At 70.5% G+C, this 20,923-nt stretch carries 16 protein-coding genes; 9 read left to right on the forward strand and 7 right to left on the reverse strand.

The window, feature by feature from the left end; genetic code table 11:
* The first annotated feature begins 34 nt into the window (after positions 1 to 34).
* Entirely contained in the window at positions 35 to 2,521 is a 2,487-nt protein-coding gene (locus A0130_04050) for a DNA topoisomerase IV (protein ANF30960.1), read from the forward strand.
* 78 nt (positions 2,522 to 2,599) lie between these two features.
* Here A0130_04050 and A0130_04055 read toward each other — a convergent pair whose 3' ends face one another.
* The gene (locus tag A0130_04055; GenBank protein ANF30961.1) at positions 2,600 to 4,699 is read right to left on the reverse strand and encodes a DNA topoisomerase IV subunit B; all 2,100 of its coding nucleotides are present in this window, start codon (positions 4,697 to 4,699) and stop codon (positions 2,600 to 2,602) included.
* Between the two features lie 211 nt (positions 4,700 to 4,910).
* On the opposite strand from A0130_04055, the gene A0130_04060 reads away from it, so the two are divergent.
* From A0130_04060 to A0130_04070, 3 genes are read left to right on the forward strand one after another with little or no spacing between them, the layout of a single operon-like run.
* On the forward strand, positions 4,911 to 5,147 hold the full coding sequence (locus tag A0130_04060; protein ID ANF30962.1) for a hypothetical protein: 237 nt from the start codon (positions 4,911 to 4,913) through the stop codon (positions 5,145 to 5,147).
* Between the two features lie 54 nt (positions 5,148 to 5,201).
* Positions 5,202 to 5,888, forward strand: coding sequence for an alanine racemase (locus A0130_04065; protein ANF30963.1), 687 nt, complete (start codon positions 5,202 to 5,204; stop codon positions 5,886 to 5,888).
* Positions 5,889 to 5,898: 10 nt separating this feature from the next.
* On the forward strand, positions 5,899 to 6,975 hold the full coding sequence (locus A0130_04070) for an alanine racemase (GenBank protein ANF30964.1): 1,077 nt from the start codon (positions 5,899 to 5,901) through the stop codon (positions 6,973 to 6,975).
* Positions 6,976 to 7,048: 73 nt separating this feature from the next.
* On the opposite strand, the gene A0130_04075 is transcribed toward A0130_04070, so the two are convergent.
* From A0130_04075 to A0130_04095, 5 genes are all read right to left on the reverse strand, one after another.
* Entirely contained in the window at positions 7,049 to 7,765 is a 717-nt protein-coding gene (locus A0130_04075; protein ID ANF30965.1) for a cobyric acid synthase, read from the reverse strand.
* Positions 7,762 to 9,036 carry a UDP-N-acetylmuramyl tripeptide synthetase gene (locus A0130_04080; protein ID ANF30966.1) on the reverse strand — a complete coding sequence of 425 codons (1,275 nt, stop codon included), beginning with the start codon at positions 9,034 to 9,036 and terminating at the stop codon, positions 7,762 to 7,764. The genes A0130_04075 and A0130_04080 overlap by 4 nt, the downstream gene beginning before the upstream one ends.
* Before the next feature lie 4 nt (positions 9,037 to 9,040).
* Positions 9,041 to 10,402 (reverse strand): RNA polymerase sigma factor, encoded by a 1,362-nt coding sequence (locus A0130_04085; protein ID ANF30967.1) that lies wholly within the window; start codon positions 10,400 to 10,402, stop codon positions 9,041 to 9,043.
* A 228-nt stretch (positions 10,403 to 10,630) separates the two neighbouring features.
* On the reverse strand, positions 10,631 to 11,959 hold the full coding sequence (locus A0130_04090) for an MFS transporter (GenBank protein ANF30968.1): 1,329 nt from the start codon (positions 11,957 to 11,959) through the stop codon (positions 10,631 to 10,633).
* A gap of 60 nt (positions 11,960 to 12,019) precedes the next feature.
* The gene (locus A0130_04095; protein ID ANF30969.1) at positions 12,020 to 12,949 is read right to left on the reverse strand and encodes a hypothetical protein; all 930 of its coding nucleotides are present in this window, start codon (positions 12,947 to 12,949) and stop codon (positions 12,020 to 12,022) included.
* A gap of 90 nt (positions 12,950 to 13,039) precedes the next feature.
* Here A0130_04095 and A0130_04100 point away from each other — a divergent pair, with 90 nt between their 5' ends.
* The 3 genes from A0130_04100 to A0130_04110 all read left to right on the forward strand — a co-directional run bounded on the left by A0130_04100 (position 13,040) and on the right by A0130_04110 (position 17,625).
* On the forward strand, positions 13,040 to 14,557 hold the full coding sequence (locus A0130_04100) for a leucyl aminopeptidase (GenBank protein ANF30970.1): 1,518 nt from the start codon (positions 13,040 to 13,042) through the stop codon (positions 14,555 to 14,557).
* A 104-nt stretch (positions 14,558 to 14,661) separates the two neighbouring features.
* Positions 14,662 to 16,035 carry a dihydrolipoyl dehydrogenase gene (locus A0130_04105; protein ID ANF30971.1) on the forward strand — a complete coding sequence of 458 codons (1,374 nt, stop codon included), beginning with the start codon at positions 14,662 to 14,664 and terminating at the stop codon, positions 16,033 to 16,035.
* Between the two features lie 78 nt (positions 16,036 to 16,113).
* Positions 16,114 to 17,625: a dihydrolipoamide succinyltransferase gene (locus A0130_04110; protein ANF30972.1), complete on the forward strand. Its 1,512-nt coding sequence runs from the start codon at positions 16,114 to 16,116 to the stop codon at positions 17,623 to 17,625.
* Between the two features lie 5 nt (positions 17,626 to 17,630).
* On the opposite strand, the gene A0130_04115 is transcribed toward A0130_04110, so the two are convergent.
* Entirely contained in the window at positions 17,631 to 18,893 is a 1,263-nt protein-coding gene (locus tag A0130_04115; GenBank protein ANF30973.1) for a hypothetical protein, read from the reverse strand.
* 330 nt (positions 18,894 to 19,223) lie between these two features.
* Here A0130_04115 and A0130_04120 point away from each other — a divergent pair, with 330 nt between their 5' ends.
* Both A0130_04120 and A0130_04125 read left to right on the forward strand, forming a co-directional pair.
* Positions 19,224 to 19,883: a lipoate--protein ligase B gene (locus A0130_04120; GenBank protein ID ANF30974.1), complete on the forward strand. Its 660-nt coding sequence runs from the start codon at positions 19,224 to 19,226 to the stop codon at positions 19,881 to 19,883.
* Entirely contained in the window at positions 19,880 to 20,869 is a 990-nt protein-coding gene (locus tag A0130_04125) for a lipoyl synthase (GenBank protein ANF30975.1), read from the forward strand. Before A0130_04120 ends, A0130_04125 begins: the two co-directional genes overlap by 4 nt.
* Positions 20,870 to 20,923: the final 54 nt, after the last annotated feature.

Genomic DNA, 20,923 nt, shown 5'->3' on the forward strand with positions numbered 1-20,923 from the left:
CCGCTCCACCCGAGCCCCTGCACAGAATGCACGAATGACACCAGCAGACGACCAGCCCGCCGCCGGAACGACGGAACGCATCGAAGACGTCGACGTCACGACCGAGATGCAGGGCTCGTTCCTCGAGTACGCCTACTCGGTGATCTACTCCCGAGCGCTCCCGGACGCCCGCGACGGCCTCAAGCCGGTGCAGCGCCGCATCCTGTACATGATGACCGAGATGGGACTGCGGCCGGATCGCGGCCACGTGAAGTCGGCGCGCGTCACCGGCGAGGTGATGGGAAAGCTGCACCCGCACGGCGACAGCGCCATCTACGACGCGCTGGTGCGCATGGCGCAGGACTTCACCCTCCGGGTGCCGCTGGTCGACGGCCACGGCAACTTCGGCTCGCTCGACGACGGCCCCGCGGCCGCCCGCTACACCGAGGCGCGCCTCGCCGCCGCGGCGCTCGCGATGACGGAGGACCTCGACGAGGACGTCGTCGACTTCGTCCCGAACTACGACAACCAGCTCATGCAGCCGGATGTGCTGCCCGCCGCCTTCCCCAACCTCCTGGTCAACGGCGCGAGCGGCATCGCGGTCGGCATGGCGACGAACATGGCACCGCACAACCTGATCGAGGTCGTCGGCGCCGCGCGGCACCTGCTCGAGAACCCGGACGCGACCCTCGACGACCTGATGGCGTACGTGCCTGGCCCCGACCTGCCGAGCGGGGGCACCATCGCCGGTCTCGCCGGCGTGCGCGACGCGTACGCGACGGGACGCGGCAGCTTCCGGATGCGCGCGAAGGTGACGGTCGAGTCCATCACGGCGCGCAAGAGCGGACTCGTCGTCACCGAGCTGCCCTACCTCGTCGGCCCCGAGAAGGTCATCGAGAAGATCAAGGACGGCGTCAACGCCAAGAAGCTCAACGGCATCTCCGACGTCACCGACCTCTCCGACCGTCAGAACGGCCTCCGGCTGGTCATCGGCATCAAGACCGGGTTCAGCCCGGAGGCGGTGCTCGAGCAGCTGTACCGGCACACGCCGCTGGAGGAGGGCTTCTCGATCAACAACGTCGCCCTCGTCGCCGGCGGCCCGCAGACCCTCGGCCTGCGCGAGCTGCTGCAGGTCTACCTCGACCACCGCGTCAGCGTGGTCACCCGTCGGTCGCAGTTCCGGCTCGCACGTCGCAAGGAACGCCTGCACCTGGTCGAGGGACTGCTCATCGCGATCCTCGACATCGACGAGGTCATCCAGGTCATCCGGACGTCCGACGACACGGAGGCGGCGCGCACCCGCCTGATGCAGGTGTTCGACCTGAGCACCCTGCAGGCGGACTACATCCTCGAGCTGCGCCTGCGCCGCCTGACGCGGTTCAGCCGTATCGAGCTCGAGACCGAGCGCGACCAACTGCGCGCCGAGATCGCAGAGCTGGAAGAGCTCCTCGCCTCGCGTCAGCGCATCAACGATCTGGTGTCGGATGAGATGGAGCAGGTGGCCACCCGTTTCGGCACCCCGCGCCGCACGTTGCTGACCGAGGCCAAGCCGTCGATCGCGAGCGCCTCCCGCAGCAAGGCGGCGAACGTGCAGCTGGAGGTGGCCGACGTCCCGACGCGCGTCTACCTGTCGACGACGGGGCGCATCCTGCGTGTGGACGCGGCGCTCGGGCCTGACGGGGAGGGCGGCCTCGACCGCATCCAGCCGCCGGCCCGCCGCAGCAAGCACGACGCGATCCTGTCGCAGCTGGACACGACGAGCCGCAGCGAGATCGGGGCGGTGACGAACCGCGGACGGCTGATCCGCTTCTCCCCCGTCGACCTGCCCGGCGTGCCGGCCAACTCCATCCAGCTCGGCGCGGGCGTGAAGGTCGGCGACTATCTGGCGCTCGCGGACGAGAAGGAGCGCATCCTCGCCCTCGTCTCCCTCACGGACACGGAGCGGACGATCGCTCTCGGCACCAGGCAGGGCGTCGTGAAGCGCGTGGCGGCGGGCGACTGGGCCAACAAGCAGGAGTTCGAGGTCATCTCGCTCAAGGCCGGCGACGAGGTCGTCGGCGCCACCACGGTGACGGACGCGGACGAGCTGGTCTTCGTCGCGAGCGACGCGCAGCTGCTGCGGTTCGCCGCCTCGACGGTCCGCCCGCAGGGACGCGCCGCGGGCGGCATGGCTGGCATCAACCTCGGGGCGGACGCGCGGGTCATCTACTTCGGCGCGGTGGCTGCCGACGACGCGGCCGAGGCTGTCGTCGCGACCATCGCGGCGAGCGACGCCACGCTGCCGGGCGCCGACCCGGGCACCGCCAAGGTGAGCGACTTCGCGGAGTTCCCGGCCAAGGGACGCGCGACGGGCGGCGTCCGCGCGCAGCGGTTCCTCAAGGGCGAGAGCGAGCTCGTCCTCGCCTGGGCCGGCCGGGCCCCCGCGCTGGCCGTCGCCCCCGACGGCGTCGCGCGCACCCTCCCCGAGGGCGGCGCCCGCCGCGACGCCTCGGGCGTGCCTCTGGACATGGTCGTCGGCTCCATCGGCCGCCGCCTCGCCTAACGCAGCCCGCGAGCACAGGAAAAACGTCGCCTGATCAAACGATCGGCGACGTTTTTCCTGTGCTCGGCGGCTAGCAGGTCAGGCGTCGATGCGGGCGCGGGAGAGGTCGTCGGCGCCCTGGATGATGAACTCCTTGCGCGGGGCGACGTCGTTGCCCATCAGGAGCTCGAAGACGCGGTTCGCCGACTCGGCGTCGGAGACCCGCACCCGGCGCAGGGTGCGGTGGGCGCGGTCCATCGTGGTGGTCGCCAGCTGGTCTGCATCCATCTCGCCGAGTCCCTTGTAGCGCTGGATCGGCTCCTGGTACTTCCTGCCGCGCTTCTTCAGGTCGGCCAGGACCGCCTGCAGCTCCGCCTCGGAGTACGTGTAGATCGTCTCGTTCGGCTTCGACCCGGGGTTCACCACGACCACGCGGTGCAGCGGCGGGACGGCGGCGAACACGCGCCCCTCCTCGATCATCGGCCGCATGTAGCGGAAGAACAGGGTGAGCAGCAGCGTCCGGATGTGCGCGCCGTCGACATCCGCGTCCGACATGATGATGACCTTGCCGTAGCGGGCGGACGACAGGTCGAAGCTGCGGCCGGAACCGGCGCCGATGACCTGGATGATCGCCGCGCACTCGGCGTTCGAGAGCATGTCCGAGATGGACGCCTTCTGCACGTTCAGGATCTTGCCCCGGATGGGCAGCAGCGCCTGGTACTCGCTGTCCCGTGCCCGTCGGGCCGTTCCCAGCGCGGAGTCGCCCTCGACGATGAACAGCTCGCTGTTGGCGACGTCGCTGGAGCGGCAGTCGACCAGCTTCGCCGGGAGGGACGACGTCTCGAGCGCGTTCTTGCGGCGCTGCGTCTCCTTGTGGGCGCGAGCGGAGATGCGGGACTTCATCTCGGCGACGACCTTGTCGAGCAGGAGCGAGGACTGCGCCTTGTCGTCGCGCTTCGACGATCCGAACCGCTCGGCCATGGCCTTCTGGACGACGTTCGCGACGATCGCCCGCACGGCCGGTGTGCCGAGGATCTCCTTGGTCTGGCCCTCGAACTGCGGCTCCGGGAGGCGCACGGTGAGCACGGCGGTGAGGCCCGCCATCACGTCGTCCTTCTCGAGCTTGTCGTTGCCGGCCTTGAGGCGCCGGGCGTTCAGCTCCACCTGCTGACGCAGGAACTTGAGCAGCCCCTGGTCGAAGCCCGCCTGGTGGCTCCCGCCCTTCGGCGTGGCGATGATGTTGACGAAGCTGCGCATGACCGTGTCGTACCCGGTTCCCCAGCGCAGCGCGATGTCGACCTGGCAGTCGCGCTTCAGTTCGGTCGGCACCATCGCGCCGGAGTCCGAGAGCACCGGCACGGTCTCGGTGAAGTGCCCCTCGCCGGTCAGCCGCCAGGTGTCGGTGATCGGGCTGTCGGGGGCGAGGAAGTCGACGAACTCCGAGATGCCGCCCTCGTAGCGGAACGTGGTGACACCCGCGGGCTCGCCGCCGGCCGCGGGGGTGCGCTGGTCATCGATCCCGATCGAGATGCCTGGCACCAGGAACGCGGTCTGCCGCGCGCGCCCGATCAGGTCGTCGGTGGAGAACTCGGCGCCCTTGGTGAAGATCTGCCGGTCGGCCCAGTAGCGGATGCGGGTCCCGGTCACGCCCTTCTTCACCTTGCCGACGACGCGCAGCTCGCTGCCGCTGACGAACGGGCTGAAGGGGTTGTCGGGGCTCGGCGCGCCCGTCCCGTCGTCGAAAATGCCCGGCTCGCCGCGGTGGAACGACATGGCGTAGGTCTTGCCGTCGCGGTCGACCTCGACGTCGAGGCGCTCGGACAGCGCGTTGACGACGGAGGCGCCGACGCCGTGGAGGCCTCCCGAGGCCGCGTACGACCCGGAGCCGAACTTGCCGCCCGCGTGGAGCTTCGTGAAGACGACCTCGACACCCGAGAGCCCCGTCTTCGGCTCGATGTCGACGGGGATGCCGCGCGCCTGGTCGCGCACCTCGACGCTGTCGTCCGCGTGCAGCACGACGTCGATCGCGGACCCGAAGCCGGCGAGGGCCTCATCCACGGAGTTGTCGATGATCTCCCACAGGCAGTGCATGAGCCCGCGGGAGTCGGTCGAGCCGATGTACATGCCGGGTCGCTTGCGGACGGCCTCCAGCCCCTCGAGCACCGACAGGTGCCTGGCCGAATAGTCCGAACTCGCCACGGGCGCTCCTCAGGGATCAGGTGCGCCTCGGGTGCGGCGCGCACGTACACGGTCAAGAGTACGTGGCGGCCGGGGCACACTACGCCACCGACACCCGCTCGCCGGGAGGCTACGCGTTGAGCGAAATAGCAGCCAATACGCGCCTGGTTGCCGAGCATCCGTGGTTCTATAGACGTACCGAGTTCACCGGTTGCGACGGAAGGAGCATCACATGTCGACAGTCACCTCGGAGAACGGGGCCATCGACGAGCTCGCATCGGGGCCGCAACTGACGGCCGCGGACCGTTGCGACAGCTGCGGAGCGCAGGCGTACATCCGGGTCGTCGTGAACAACGGCGAGCTGCTGTTCTGCGCCCACCACGGCAAGAAGCACCAGGAGAAGCTCTCGCAGATCGCCCACAGCTGGCACGACGAGACCGCTCGCCTGTTCGAAGAGCAGCGCGCCTGACGCGGCTCGCTCGCGAAGCGCGGAACTGACCGGAGGATGGCCGCCACGACTGGTGTGCGCCGACGTGCCCATATCGATCTCGACGCCATCCGCTCGACGGCAGCCTCCGCCGCTTCGCCGCTCCCCGACTGCACCGCCGATCTCCGCGCCGACGCGTACGGACACGGGCTCATCCCCGTGGCACGTGCGCTGACGGATGCGGGGGTCGGCGGTTTTCTCGTCTCCCGGGTGGAGGACGCGGCCGCGATCGCCGATGACGGACTGCCCGCGCGGGTCTTCGTCGGGCAGGCTCCCGAACCGCTGCTCGGCACGTCGCTGTTCGGGCTCGACCCCGCGCATCCGACCCCGCCGGCGATGCGACTGGAGGGCGAGGTCGTCTCGGTCAAGCGGGTTCCTGCCGACCGCGGCGTCTCCTACGGCTACACCTACCGCACCTCCCGCCCCAGCACCCTCGTGCTCGTCGCTCTCGGGTACGCGGACGGCATCCTGCGCGTCGCCTCGAACAAGGCGCCGGTGAAGGTCGGCGACACGATCGGACGCATCACCGGACGCATCGCGATGGACCAGTTCGTGGTCGACATCGGCGACGACACGGCGCGCCCCGGTGACGCCGTCGTCCTGTTCGGCGACTCCGCACGCGGCGAGCCGACCGTGCTCGACTGGGCGGATGCGCTCGGCGTCGCCGCCCCCGTGATCACCAGCCGCCTCGGCCGCCGCATCGAGAGGACCTACGCCGCATGAGGACGCCCGCATGACGATCGTGGACGCCGTCGCCGAGCCGCTCCCCCGCGCCGTGATCGACCTCGCTGCCGTGCGACACAACGTCGCGCACCTCACGAAGCTCATCGCGCCCGCCGAGACCATGCTGGCTGTGAAGGCCGACGCCTACGGCCACGGCCTCCTCCCCATCGCCCAGGCGGGCCTCGAAGCAGGGGCGTCGTCGCTGGCCGTGCTCGAGATCCCCGCCGGACTCGTGCTGCGGCACGCCGGCGTGACCGTCCCGATCCTCGCCTGGCTGCACGGGCAGGACACGGACTGGCGCGCGGGCATCGAGGCCGACATCGAGCTCGGCATCTCCGCTGCGTGGCAGCTGGAGGCGATCGCGGCTGCCGGCGCCGACCGCCCGGCGGTCGTGCACCTGAAGGTCGACACCGGCCTCAGCCGCAACGGCGCGACCCGCGAGGAGTGGCCCGGGCTCGTTCAGTACGCCGTCGAACTGGAGCGCCAGGGCCTGGTCCGCATCCGCGCCGCCTGGTCGCACCTCGCCGACGCCTCCATCGCCGACGACGAGGCCGCGCTGGCGGAGTTCCGCGACGCGGTCGTCCAGGCGGAGAAGCTGGGCGCGCACTTCGAGGTGCTGCACCTGGCGGCGAGCTCGGCGGGCATCCGGATGCCGGAGGCGCGGTTCTCGTTCGTCCGGTTCGGCATCGCCGCCTACGGCTTCTCCCCCTTCGACGACGCCACCGGCGCGGAGCTCGGACTCATCCCGGCGATGCGGCTGGAGGCTCCCGTCACCCAGGTGCACGTCGGCGGCACCACGCAGGTGCGGCTCGGTATCGGCTGGGCGGACGGCGTTCCCACGCTCGGGATCGCCAAGACCAGCATCCAGCTGAACGGCCGACGCTGCCAGCTCCTCGCCGTCGAGGCGGACAGCATGCTGGTGGATGCGGGAGCGCACCGCGTCGAGGTCGGCGACACCGCGATCCTCTTCGGCCCGGGCACCGACGGCGAGGTCACCGCCGAGAAGTACGCCGACTGGGCCGAGACGATCGCCGACGAGATGGTCACCGGCGTCGCCCCTCGCGTCCCCCGCGTCTACGTCAACTGACCGCCGCTGAAGTGCAGCTTGTTGCGGTCGACACGCCGTGCGACACCGCAACGACCTGCCCTTCGGGCTGGGGTCAGAGCGAGACGCCGAGGCGGTCGGCGATAGCGCGGCGCGCGTTCGTCGCGTAGCGGTCGACCCGCTCGGTCTGCGCGACCGGCGGCAGCTCGCTGCGCAGCGCGGTGCCCAGCAGCCGGTCGGCCAGCGCCGGATTCATCGGAAGCAGCGGGCCGTGCAGGTGCGTGCCGATCGACGCGCCGACGACCACGCCCTCCGTGCCGTCGCCGTTGCCGGTCCCGCTGACGAGACGGCCGAGCGGTTCCGCGCCGTCGAGCACGGTCCGCGCCGAGTGGTTCTCGAAGCCCGCCACGGTCGAGCCATCTGCCAGACGCACGACGACCTCCCCGACGTGCCGCTTGCTCCCGAGCGCTGCCCGGGTCGGGAAGACGCCCGCGCCCGCCAGCAAGTCGCCTTCCGGCGTCTCCAGGCCCGTGCCGAGCAGCTGCCAACCGCCGGCGATGGCGAGGAAGGGCACGCCGGCGGCCTGCCACTCCCGCAGCCGCGGCGCGATGCGCAGCACGTCCTCGTGCACGGCGCGCTGACCCGAGAGCGGGCCGGAGCCGATGTGCACGAGGTCGACGCCCGTGGGCAGCTCGCCGCCGACGGCGTGCGGGACGACCTCGGCGTCGATGCCGCGCCAGCGCGCGCGCTCGGCCAGCGCCAGGACGTTGCCGGCGTCGCCGTTGATGCCGAGCTCGGCCGGGTACAGGTGCAGGATGCGCAGGACGGTCATCGCTCGCCGCCCTCCAGGTCGAGGAAGCCCAGCTGCTTCCGGATGAGCATCATCTGCTCGTAGTTCACGATCATCGTCTTGGTGCCGCGGGCCGGCTTCGGCAGCTTCAGGAACGCCTGCAGCGCCGGCTTCAGCTCCGGGACGACCTGGTCGACGTCGATGCCCGCGTACGCGAAGCGCGTCGCGAACTGCCACGCCTTCGTGCCGGACACCACATCCACGTGCGTGAGCTTCGACAGGTCGATGTCGTAGACCCACGACGGATCCGGGGTGCCCTCGTCGACCGCGACGAACACCTGCTCGGGCGACTCCGCGAGATAGTCGAGGTTGAGCTGCAGGCTCGGCGGGTTCTTCATCATGATGATCTCGACGTCCTCGTCGTTCACCTTCAGCGTCTCGCCGCGTCCGTAGACCGTGCGGAGCGCGGCCATGGCGGCGACGACGGCGGTGGGCTGGAAGCGGTCGCCGAGGAGGCGGCGCGCCATCGCGGTCGCGCCCGCCGCGTCCACCGCGTAGTGCAGGCCGCGTGCGGGGAGGCCGATGCGCACATCCACGCCGCCGATGGTCAGCTGGGCGCTCTGCACCTCGAGCTTGCTGACGAAGACCGACGGGATGGGCAGCGTGCCCGCCGCCGTGCCGGTGAGGTCCTTCACGTTCGCCAGGCCGTTCGGAGACGATTCGATGATGGACGGAGCCACGGCGAACGTCGTCACGTCGCGGCCCTGCGCGGTCAGCTCCGCACCGACGCGCGCCAGGCTGTCGTCGTCGGCGTTCACCACGACGAACTCGGACGAGCCCTCGGCGATGGAGCGCAGCATCCCGATCACCCGGGTGGGCTCGAAGAAGCGGTTGAGCTGGTCGATCTGCACGTTGAGCAGCAGGGAGCCGCGCGGCTTCAGCACGCGAGCGAGGTCGACGCCGTAGGCCTCGTCGACCTCGATCACGCCGACGTCGCCGCGCACGTACCCGTCGAGCGGCACGTCGGCGAGCAGGGCGGAGGCGATGCCCTGCGGCAGGTTGCCGCCGGACGGGTTGGTGAAGACGTCCAGGCCGTGCTCGCGCAGGATGGCGGTGAGCATGTTCGTCGTCGTGGACTTGCCGTTCGATCCGGAGACGAACACGACGCCGAGCGGAAGCCGGCTGACGGCGCGCTCCAGGAACTTCGGCGCGATGGCGAGGGCGACGCGGCCGGGGACCGCGGAGCCGCCTCCCCGCAGGCGAAGGAGCCAGCGGGCGAGGCGGCCGGCGATGACCGCCAGTCGGTAGCGCACCGGTTTACTCGAGGTAGTCGCGCAGCGACTGCGACCGCGACGGGTGGCGCAGCTTCGCCATCGTCTTCGACTCGATCTGACGGATGCGCTCGCGCGTCACGCCGAACGTGTCACCGATCTGGTCGAGGGTCTTCGGCATGCCGTCGCCGAGGCCGAAGCGCATGCGGATCACGCCCGCCTCGCGCTCCGACAGGGAGTCGAGCAGGCTCTCCAGCTGCTTCTGCAGCATGGTGAAGCCGACCGCGTCGGCCGGCACGACCGCCTCGGTGTCCTCGATCAGGTCGCCGAACTCGCTGTCGCCGTCCTCACCCAGCGGGGTGTGGAGCGAGATGGGCTCGCGACCGTACTTCTGCACCTCGATGACCTTCTCCGGGGTCATGTCGAGTTCCTTCGACAGCTCCTCGGGGGTGGGTTCGCGACCCAGGTCCTGCAGCATCTGGCGCTGCACGCGGGCCAGCTTGTTGATGACCTCGACCATGTGCACCGGGATGCGGATGGTGCGCGCCTGGTCGGCCATGGCGCGGGTGATCGCCTGACGGATCCACCAGGTGGCGTAGGTGGAGAACTTGAAGCCCTTCGTGTAGTCGAACTTCTCGACGGCACGGATGAGGCCCAGGTTGCCCTCCTGGATGAGGTCGAGGAACTGCATGCCGCGGCCGGTGTAGCGCTTGGCGAGCGACACGACGAGGCGCAGGTTGGCGCCGAGCAGGTGGCTCTTGGCGCGCTGGCCGTCGCGGGCGACCCACTTCAGCTCGCGCTCGAGCTCCTTGCTGAGGTTCGGAGTGTTCGCCAGCTTGTCCTCGGCGAACAGACCGGCCTCGATCCGCATGGCGAGCTCGACCTCTTCGGCCGCGTTCAGCAGCGGGACCTTGCCGATCTGCTTCAGGTAGTCCTTGACCGGGTCGGCGGTGGCGCCGGTGATGGTCGTCGAGTAGACGGGGATGTCGTCCTCTTCGTCGACGGCGCGCAGCACGAGCGCGTCGGTCGGCAGGGGCACGTCGGCTGCGGCGGCCAGGGCCGCGGGGGCCTTGCTCTCCGTGTCGGGCTCGGCGTCGTCGTCCGCCTCGGCCTCGGCCTCGTCGGTCTCGGTCTCGTCGGTCGCCTCGGCGTCCTCCGCGACCTCCACCTCGTCGATCTCGACCTCGGCGTCGTCGTCGAGCTCCTCGTCGTCGTCAGCCGCGGCGGACGCCTTGGACGTCTGCTTCTTCGCAGCCGTCGACTTGGTCTTCGCCGGAGCCTTCGCCGCCGCCTTCTTGGGCGCGGCCTTCTTCGCCGCGGGCTTCGCGGTCTCGTCCGCAGCCGCAGTCACGGTCTCTTCGACCTCGACCTCCGCTTCGCGGGTCTTCGTTGCTGCACGGGTTGCCATGTGAACACCTTTCATACCAAGCGGAGGAGGGCCGGGATCCTGACGGCCGAGCCTGGCTCAGGGTTGCGTGCGGACACTACTAAGACCCAAGTCAAGTCCGGGTGGGTGCGCCGGGCATCGTCTAATGCTCCGGCCCCGGGACATGAATGGGTCCAGACGTCAATTATTGCACGTTCCGCGTGAGCCCCCGACCACGTACATCCCTTTTTCGGCAATACAGCCGGAGCCCTACAGCGCTTCGTGCCCGCCGCGCCTCCTCCACGCTCCTACGAGTGCAACCCAGAGAGGGGCTACTTCTATTCCCTCTTCCTCGCGGAGGCGGCGGCGTGTCCGGCGCCGGGCACGGATCAGGAACAGCACGCCGATGCCGACGATGACGTACTGGATGGCGAACGCCCAGCGGAAGTGGTCCAGCTGGTAGAGCTCGGCATCCGCGTCGCTGTGGGCCTGCACGTCGAGCGCGACACCGATGAGGAACATCATCACGAAGCTGGCGAGGAAGCCGCCGACGTTCACGATGCCGTTCGCCGACCCGAGGCTGTGCAGCGGGTTGAAGGTGCGGGCGAAGTCGAATCCGATCAGCGATCCCGGGCCGCCGATCCCGATCGCCGCGATGAGCACGACGATCGTCCAGAACGGGGGCTTTCCCGGCCAGAGCAGCACGAGCGTCCACGCCGCCGCCATGAGGGCGACGATCCCGAGCACCAGGTTGCTGCGCCGCATCGGGTAGCGCGCGGTGAGGATGCCGAGGATGGGACCCGAGATGAGCCCCGCGCCGACGAGCACCGTGAGCAGCGCGGAGGCGGCCGCCGGCTGGATGCCGATCGCGAAGACGAGGAACGGGATCCCCCACATCAGGCTGAACACCGTCCCGGACGACTGGGTCACGAAGTGGGACCAGAAACCGAGCTGCGTTCCCGGCCGAGCGAGGCTGATCCTGAGCTGGCGGAGCGACTCGGACCACGTCGCCGGACGCGGCCCCTCGCTCGCGCCGACCGGGCGATCGGTGACGCCGACCACGATGCCGATCAGCGCGACGACGGACAGGGAGGCGGCCGAGAGGAAGGCGACCGTCCAGCCGGACAGGTGCAGGAGCAGCGCGAACGGCACGGCCGACAGCACCTGGCCCAGCTGACCGACGTTGCCGATCCACTGCGACAGCTGCGGCACGATGCGGCCGCGGAACCAGGAGTTCACCAGCCGCATGAGAGAGGTGAAGACGGTGGCGTCGCCGGCCCCGACCAGGATGCGTCCGGCGATCGCGATGGCGATGGTCGGCGCGTACGCGACGGCGACCTGGCCGACGACCATGAGCGCCGTGCCCGTGAGCATGAGAACGCGCGAGCCGATCCGGTCGATCAGAACGCCGACGGGCACCTGCATGCCGGCGTAGACGATCAGCTGGACGACGGCCAGCGTCGAGAGGACGGACGCCGACACGTGGAAGCGCTCGGTCGCAGCGACTCCCGCGACACCGATCGTGGTGCGCTGCATGACGGCGATCAGGTAGGCGAAGACGCCGATCCCGTAGACGAACCAGGAGCGACGCGAATTCACCAGACGATCCTACGCCCGGCTATGCATGTGCTCGGCCGGGCCGGGAGGCGCGGTGTGCGCTCAGCGGTCGCCGCGGCCGTTCTCCTCGTCGCCGTGACGGCGGAAGGCGAGGAAGTTCTCGAGCTCGGCCGCGATCTCGTCGGCGGTCGGGAGCTCGCCGTCGCTGTCGGTCAGCGGCGAGCGCACCTGCGTGTCCTCCATATAGGAGTCGTGCCGCTCCTCCAGGGTGCCGACCAGGCGGCCCAGCTCGGTGTTGCCTGCGACCTGCTCGTCGATGTTGGCGATGAAGTCCCGGTCCTCCTGGCGGAGCCGGTCGGTCGGGAAGATGAGCCCGGTGGCCGCACTGATCGAGTCGAGGGCGGCGACGGCCGCGGCCGGGTACTCCGTGTCGGCGAGGTAGTGCGGGATGAGGAGGATGAATCCGGCGATCGGGTACGACAGCTGCTGCAGCCGGTACTCGAGGAGGTGCAGCGCGTTGGCGGGCACCTGCGTGTGCGGCTTCCAGATCGACATGGAGTCGATCAGGTCCTGCCGGTTGCCGCTCACGGTGACGCCGATGGGGCGCGTGTGCGGGACGGGCATCGGGATGGAGTGCACCCAGGTGATGCTCTTCACCTTGAACTGCTCGATGAGGCCGAGCACGGCTTCCGTGAAGGCCTCCCAGCGGAAGTCGGGCTCGAAGCCGGAGAGCAGCAGGAACGGCTGGCGGAGCTCGTCGTAGGCGAGGTACAGCTTGAGCGTGGCCGGCTGGTAGTCGGTCAGGTGGTCCTGGTCGAAGTAGATGATCGGGCGACGCGCGCGGTAGTCGAGCAGGATGTCGGCGTCGAACGTGGCGACGACCTCGCTGTCGAGCGTACCGAGGAGATAGGTGCCGAGCTGGCTGACCCCGGAGCCTGCGTCCGCGAAGCCGGTGAGGCCCGCAACCAGCGGCAGGCCCTCCGGCACCTGGAGCGCCGGGTTGAGCTCGAAGAGTCGACGGGGGTCTCGCATATCTCAACTCTAGAGCGGACCCCGCGCCGCGAACCTGTCTGTGACCGCTGCCGGGAACGCCCACAGCGAACACCGGGTTAGGGTCGACTCATGACCGTTCCCGCGCTGACTGTGACCCTCTCCTCCACCCCCACCGCGTCCGCCGATGTGCTCGTCGTGGCCGCCCGGAACGGACGCGACGGCATCGCCGTGCTCTCCGGCGAGCGCCGGGAGGAGCTGGCCCAGCAGCTGCGCGAGGTCGGCTTCGCGGGAGGCAAGGACGAGCTCGTGCGGCTGCCCGGGTCGGGCGACGGTCCGTCGCTCGCGGTGGTCGGCCTGCCGGAGGACGGCGTGGACGGGCTGCGTTACGCCGCTGGAAGTGCGGTGCGCCAGCTCGCCGGCACGTCCGCTGTCGCGCTCGACCTGCCGGCCGTCGACGGGGAGCAGCTCGGCGCGATCGCCGAGGGCGCGGCCCTCGGCGCGTACGCCTTCACGGAGTACCGCGAGAAGAGCCGGGCGGCGACGAAGGACCCGGTCGCGTCGATCGAGGTGCTCGGCGGAGACCTCGCCTCGGACGGCTCGGCAGACGGCTCCGCGGTCGACGCCGATGCGCTGGCCGTGCGCGCCACCGCCGTCGCCGAGGCCGCGTCCCTGGTCAAGGACCTGGTCAACACTCCTCCTCTCGATCTCTACCCCGAGACGTTCGCCGAGCGTGCCTCCGAGGCGTCCTCCGGCCTCCCGGTCACCGTGAAGGTGTGGGACGAGCAGGAGCTCGCCGCCGACGGCTTCGGCGGCATCCTGGGCGTCGGCCAGGGGTCCACGCGCGCGCCGCGCCTGGTCAAGGTCACCTACGCCCCGGAGGGTGCCCCCCGTCATCTCGCTCTGGTCGGTAAGGGCATCACCTTCGACTCCGGCGGCCTGTCCCTCAAGCCCGCCACCGGCATGGTCGGCATGAAGTACGACATGACCGGCGCGGCGACCGTGCTGGCCGTAGCCCTCGCGGCCGCGCGTCTCGCGCTCCCGGTGAAGGTCACCGCGTGGCTCTGCCTCGCCGAGAACATGCCGTCCGGCTCCGCCATCCGTCCGAACGACGTGCTCCGCATCCGCGGCGGCCGCACCGTCGAGGTGCTGAACACCGACGCCGAGGGCCGCCTCGTGCTCGCCGACGGTCTGGTCGCCGCGAGCGAGGAGCAGCCGGACGCCATCGTCGACGTCGCCACCCTGACCGGAGCCGCGATGGTCGCGCTGGGCACTCGCTACGCCGCCGTCATGGGCTCCGACGACCTCGTGGACGACGTGCTCACCGCAGGCAAGGAGACCGGCGAGCTGCTCTGGCCGATGCCGCTTCCGGGTGAGCTCCGCGCCACGATCAACTCGGACGTCGCCGACATCGCCAACGCCAATCCGGGCAACACCGCGGGCGGCGCCCTGCTGGCCGGCGTCTTCCTGCAGGAGTTCATCGGACGGACCGGCGCCGAGGACGACGCGCCGCGTATCCCCTGGGCGCACCTGGACATCGCGGGCCCCGCGAAGAGCCCGGCCGCGCCGTACGGCTTCACCGGCAAAGGACCGTCCGCCGTCAGCGTACGGGCGCTCATCCGTCTGGCCGAGAGCATTTCCGGGAAGTAGTAGGGTCGTATGGGCGGGAAAACCCGCCTATCAACATGCCTCCCGGAGCCATCCCCTCTGGGCGGCTTCGTGTCACATGATCTGATGCGCGAGGGAGTAGCTGGGTGTCTGAGCAGAACTTTGACATTGTGGTGCTCGGCGGTGGGAGTGGAGGCTACGCAGCAGCGCTGCGTGCGGCCGAGCTCGGTTTCACCGTCGGCATGATCGAGAAGGACAAGGTCGGAGGTACCTGCCTGCACCGCGGCTGCGTCCCGACGAAGGCGCTGCTCCACGCGGCAGAGATCGCGGACTACTCGCGCGAGTCGGCGAAGTACGGCATCGTGACCGAGCTGCAGGGCGTCGACATCAACGGCGTCACCCAGTACCGCCAGGGCATCGTCGCCAAGAAGTACAAGGGCCTTCAGGGCCTCGTGAAGGCCCGCGGCATCACCGTGATCGAGGGTGAGGGCCGCCTGGTCTCCCCGACCACCGTGCAGGTCGGCGAGGACACGATCGTCGGCAAGAACGTCATCCTCGCCACCGGCTCCTACTCGCGCTCGCTTCCGGGCCTCGAGATCGGCGGCCGCGTGATCACCAGCGAGCAGGCGCTCGAGCTGGACTTCGTCCCCAAGAAGGTCGCCGTGCTCGGCGGCGGCGTCATCGGCGTCGAGTTCGCGAGTGTCTGGAAGTCGTTCGGCTCCGACGTCACGATCATCGAGGCGCTCCCCCACCTGGTCCCGAACGAGGACGAGTCGATCAGCAAGTCGCTCGAGCGCGCCTTCCGCCGCCGCGGCATCGACTACAGCCTGGGTGTGCGCTTTCAGGGCGTCACCCAGAACGAGAACGGCGTGGTCGTCACCCTCGAGAACGGCAACACGATCGAGGCCGACCTGCTGCTCGTGGCCGTCGGCCGCGGCCCCCTCACCCAGGGTCTCGGCTTCGACGAGGTCGGCATCACCATGGACCGCGGGTTCGTCATCACCGACGAGCGCCTCCACACCAACATCCCGGGCGTCTACGCCGTCGGCGACATCGTCCCCGGCCTGCAGCTCGCCCACCGCGGCTTCCAGCAGGGCATCTTCGTCGCGGAGGAGATCGCGGGCCTCAACCCGATCGTCGTCCCCGACGTGAACATCCCCAAGGTGACCTACTGCGACCCCGAGGTCGCCTCGATCGGCCTCACCGAGGCGAAGGCGGCCGAGAAGTACGGCGCCGACGCGGTGAGCAGCTACGACTACAGCCTCGCGGGCAACGCCCGCAGCGAGATCATCGGCACCAACGGCAGCGTGAAGGTCGTCCGTCTGAACGACGGCCCCGTGCTCGGCGTGCACATGATCGGAGCCCGCGTCGGCGAGCTCATCGGCGAGGCGCAGCTGGCCGTGAACTGGGAGGCGTACCCCGAGGACATCGCGCCGCTCATCCACGCGCACCCGACGCAGAACGAGTCGCTCGGCGAGGCCTTCCTGTACCTCGCGGGCAAGCCGCTGCACACCCTCTAGGACGATCAGCCGGGTCCGCCGCGGGCGGACCCGGCTGCAATAAGCTACTGAACGATCAGGTTTGAAGGAGAAAAGCTCATGAGCGAATCCGTCAGCCTCCCGGCGCTCGGCGAGAGCGTCACGGAAGGCACGGTCACCCGCTGGCTGAAGAACGTTGGCGACCGTGTCGAGGTGGACGAGCCCCTGCTCGAAGTCTCGACCGACAAGGTCGACACCGAGATCCCGTCGCCGGTGGCCGGCGTCGTCGAGGCGATCCTGGTGCAGGAGGACGAGACGGTCGAGGTGGGCACCCCGCTCGTGACGATCGGCGACGGCTCCGGCGCAGGCGCCGAGGCCCCCGCCGCCCCGGCTGCTGAGGCCGCTCCGGCCGAGGCTGCTCCGGCCGAGGCTGCTCCGCAGGCTGCTCCGGCCCAGGAGGCCCCGCAGGCCGCTCCGGCTCCTGCTGCTCCGGCCCAGGAGGCGCCTCAGGCTGCTTCCGCACAGGAGGCGCCGGCTCAGCAGGCCGCTCCCGTCCAGGAGGCGCCGGCCCAGCCGTCCGCCCCTGAGCAGGCCGCTCCGCAGCAGGCCGCGCCCGCTGCCCCGGCGCAGCCCGCTGCCGCGGCCCCCGCGACTCCCGCTCAGCCCGCCGCTGCGCCCGCTCAGGCTGCTCCTGCTCAGGCAGCTCCCGCCCAGACGTCGGGCGCGCACGCCGGCAACGCCGGGTACGTGACCCCGATCGTCCGCAAGCTCGCCAACGAGCAGGGCGTCGACCTGTCGACCGTCAGCGGCACCGGTGTCGGCGGACGCATCCGCAAGGAGGACATCCTCCAGGCCGCTGCTCCCGCCGCGTCCGGTTCGGCTGCTCCCGCCGCCGCGCCGGCCCCCGAAGTCTCGCCGCTGCGCGGGACCACGCAGCCGATGTCGCGTCTGCGCAAGGTCGTCGCCGAGCGCGCCGTCGTCTCGATGCAGTCGACCGCGCAGCTGACCACCGTCGTCGAGGTGGATGTCACCAAGGTGGCCGCATTCCGCGACCGCGTGAAGGGCGACTTCCTGGCGAAGACCGGCGTGAAGCTCTCGTTCCTGCCGTTCTTCACCCTGGCCGCTGCGGAGGCGCTGAAGACGTACCCCGTCATCAACGCCACGGTCGACGGCGACAGCATCGTCTACCCGGACCACGAGAACATCTCGATCGCCGTCGACACCGAGCGCGGCCTGCTCACCCCCGTCGTGCGCAACGCGTCGGAGCTCGACATCGCCACCCTTGCGAAGGAGATCGCCGACCTCGCCGAGCGCACCCGCGACAACCGCCTCAAGCCGGACGAGCTCGCGGGCGGAACGTTCACGGTCACGAACACCGGCTCGCGCGGCGCGCTGTTCGACACGCCGCTGGTGTTCCTGCCGCAGGTCGCCATCCTCGGAACCGGCATCGTCGTGAAGAAGCCGGTCGTCGTCTCGGCCGACGGCACGGACTCGATCGCGATCCGCTCGACGGTCTACCTGGCCCTCTCGTACGATCACCGCATCGTGGACGGCGCCGACGCGGCCCGCTTCCTCGTCGCGGTCAAGAACCGTCTCGAGGGCGGCAACTTCGAGGGCAACCTCGGCATCTGACCCGCTCACGGGTACACCGCCCGTAGCCGCCAACCGGCCTCGCTCCTCACCAGCAGGAGCGAGGCCGGTTCGCTTTTCGGGGTGCGAGAGGCGTCGGGCGCCGCCGCGATCAGCGCTGCATCGCCCCATCGCTCCACGAGGCTCACGGACGCGCCCTCGAAGTCGCGCTCGTCGGCCGATCCCGGTCGATTCATCGCGTCTGTCTCCTGCGCGACGAAGGCGGGCTCCGCGTCGAGGACCCGAGCCAAGCAGGCCGGAGCGGCCGGCCGCTCGACGAAGCAGGCGTGTCGAGCCTCCAGCACGGCGGCCGCCGCCACCACCGGGTCGGCGGTGTCCATCCCGTCGGATCCGGATGCCCGCGGCGCCGACGACGCCGCAGGCGCACCGCTCGGCGCCCCAGACGCAGCGCTCGACGCCGCCGCAGCAGCGCTCGGCGCCGTCGTCGGGGCGACCGCCCCGGGCGGCGCACTCGTCGCCCCAGCGCTCGAGCCGGCGAGTCCGGCGGTCGCTCCCGCGCTCTCCGCCGGGGTCGCCGGCAGCAGCGCGGCGATCGCCACCGCAGCGATCAGCGGCACGGACCCGACCGCGACCACGGCCGGACGCCTCCGGGCCCATGCGCCCAACCGACGGCCCACTGTGCGGGCGGGCTCGCCATCCAGGAACTCCATCGCCGACATCAGAGCTCCTCGCGCACCGCCGCTTCGGGACGCCCGGCGAGAGACCTCGGAGCCGACTGCGTCGACACCACTCGCGTGCTCCTGCAGCCTGACGGGCTCTGGCGCCACGGCCGCGAGCACCGATGACTCCACGTGCTCCCACCTCCCCCGCCGCAGCCCGCGCTCGACGGCCCCGAGAAGCGTCATCCCGGTTCCGTCGACTACTTGGAGGCACACGGTCCGCGCGAGTCCGTAGAACGCCTCGGCATCAGCGACCGCCGCCTCCGGTTCGTACGGCACCACCCCATCCAGCTCATCCAGCGCCGGACAGCCGTCCGCGGCGAACACGACTCCGCTGGGGCTCAGGCCCGGGCGCGCCCACCCGGCCCGGTGCAGCGCCGCGACACCGTCGGCGACGCCGAGCAGCACGGTCGCCGCCTCGCCGCCCCGGAGGCCGTCGCCGCGCGTCAGCCGACGCGCAAGGTCGCCGCCTTCCGGATACACGAACAGCACCGCCTCCCAGTCCCGCCCGCGGACGCGGCAGTCACCGACCAGCCGCACCACGCCGACCACGTGCTCGGACGCCGCACCTTCGCGGGCGGCCGCCTCCACCGGATCGGGTCCTCGTCTCTCGCGAACGCGCAGCAGGCAGCGCCTGCCCGAGACGGCGCCGGTCACGACGACCCGCGCCTCGGGACCGACGTCCGGCGGACGACACGAGGCATCGAGCTGCCATCCTTCGGCCTTCGCGAGCTGCACGGCAACGCGAAAGGACTCCGAGGGCTCGGCCGACAGGGAACGAGAGGAGCGCGAAGTTCTGATCACGACTCCATCCCAGCCGACCGCGCAACCGGCGACCCGAGTAGACCCGAATCGGTGGACAACCGGGCCTAACCTCTGCCTGTGGACAACTCCCGCCGGATCCGCGCATAGACTGACCCCGTGACCACGTATGACGTCACGGGGCTAAGCGCCAACTCCGTGCCGTATCTCGAGGCCCTTCAACAGCAGCGTGCCCTGCACGCCGCCGTCGTCGCAGGCCGGGCGCCAGACACCGTCATCCTCCTCGAGCACTCGCCGGTGTACACCGCCGGCAAGCGCACCGCGCCGGACGAGCGTCCGACCGACGGAACCCCCGTCGTCGACGTCGACCGCGGCGGCAAGATCACCTGGCACGGGCCGGGGCAGCTCGTGGGGTACCCGATCCTCCGCCTCCACGACCCCATCGACGTCGTCGGCTACGTCCGTGCGCTGGAACGCGTCCTCATCGACGTGCTCGCACGCGTCGGCGTGACCGGTGTGCAGGTCGAGGGCCGCTCCGGCGTGTGGATGCTGCCCGAGCACAATCCCGGAGCCACACGCGACGAGAAGATCGCCGCCATCGGCATCCGTGTCGCCGAGGGCGTCACCATGCACGGCTTCGCGCTCAACTGCTCGAACAGCCTCGACGCCTACGACCGGATCGTCGCGTGCGGCATCCGCGACGCCGGGGTGACGACGATCTCACGCGTGCTCGGCCGGACCGTCACGCCGCAGGACGTCGCACCGCTGGTGCAGGAGGCCTTCGACCTCGAGTTCACCCCTGCCGGGGCCGTCGCGTGAGCGCCGCACCTGAGGGGCGCCGGATGCTGCGCCTCGAGGTCCGCAACGCCCAGACGCCGATCGAGCGCAAGCCCGAATGGATCAAGACCAAGGCGAAGATGGGCCCGGAATACCGGCAACTACAGAACCTGGTCAAGTCCGAGGAGCTGCACACCGTCTGCCAGGAGGCCGGCTGCCCGAACATCTACGAGTGCTGGGAGGACCGCGAGGCGACCTTCCTCATCGGCGGCTCGCAGTGCACCCGCCGCTGCGACTTCTGCCAGATCGACACGGGCAAGCCGGCGGAGTTCGACCGCGACGAGCCTCGTCGCGTCGGAGAGTCCGTCGAGCGGATGGGGCTGCGCTACGCCACGGTGACAGGCGTGGCGCGCGACGATCTGGAGGACGAAGGGTCGTGGCTCTACGCGGAGACGATCCGCGAGATCCACCGCCAGTCCCCCGGCACCGGGGTCGAGATCCTGGTGCCGGACTTCTCCGGCAACCCGGAGCACCTGGGCCGGGTGTTCGACGCGCGTCCCGAGGTGTTCGCGCACAACGTCGAGACGGTCCCGCGCATCTTCAAGCGCATCCGTCCCGCCTTCCGTTACGAGCGCTCGCTCGACGTGCTGACCCAGGGACGCGACGCCGGCCTGATCACGAAGTCGAACCTCATCCTCGGGATGGGCGAGGAGCGGCACGAGATCAGCACCGCCCTCCGCGACCTCCACGACGCGGGGACCGACATCATCACGATCACGCAGTACCTGCGGCCGAGCCCGCGGCACCTGCCGGTCGCACGCTGGGTGCACCCCGACGAGTTCGTCGAGCTCAAGGAGGAGGCCGAGGAGATCGGGTTCCTCGGCGTGCTGGCCGGTCCGCTGGTGCGCTCGTCGTACCGCGCAGGGAGGCTGTGGGCGCAGTCGATGCAGGCTAAGGGGCGGCCGGTCCCCGACCACCTCCGGCACCTCGCGGACGCCTCCCTCGGCTTCGCCCAGGCCGTCTCCTGAGAGGTCTCCCCCAGCAGCGAACGGGTCATCTGGAACACCGCCGAGCCGGTATCC

Origin of the sequence: Leifsonia xyli (assembly GCA_001647635.1) — a bacterium.
Lineage (GTDB): Bacteria > Actinomycetota > Actinomycetes > Actinomycetales > Microbacteriaceae > Leifsonia > Leifsonia xyli_A.

Bases quoted from the DNA above. Each gene is read 5' to 3' on its own strand.
- A0130_04100 (ANF30970.1), top strand. From the start codon at position 13,040: ATGACCGTTCCCGCGCTGACTGTGACCCTCTCCTCCACCCCCACCGCG.
- A0130_04050 (ANF30960.1), top strand. From the start codon at position 35: ATGACACCAGCAGACGACCAGCCCGCCGCCGGAACGACGGAACGCATC.
- A0130_04095 (ANF30969.1), bottom strand. From the start codon at position 12,949: ATGCGAGACCCCCGTCGACTCTTCGAGCTCAACCCGGCGCTCCAGGTG.
- A0130_04075 (ANF30965.1), bottom strand. From the start codon at position 7,765: ATGACCGTCCTGCGCATCCTGCACCTGTACCCGGCCGAGCTCGGCATC.
- A0130_04060 (ANF30962.1), top strand. From the start codon at position 4,911: ATGTCGACAGTCACCTCGGAGAACGGGGCCATCGACGAGCTCGCATCG.
- A0130_04110 (ANF30972.1), top strand. From the start codon at position 16,114: ATGAGCGAATCCGTCAGCCTCCCGGCGCTCGGCGAGAGCGTCACGGAA.
- A0130_04070 (ANF30964.1), top strand. From the start codon at position 5,899: ATGACGATCGTGGACGCCGTCGCCGAGCCGCTCCCCCGCGCCGTGATC.
- A0130_04085 (ANF30967.1), bottom strand. From the start codon at position 10,402: ATGGCAACCCGTGCAGCAACGAAGACCCGCGAAGCGGAGGTCGAGGTC.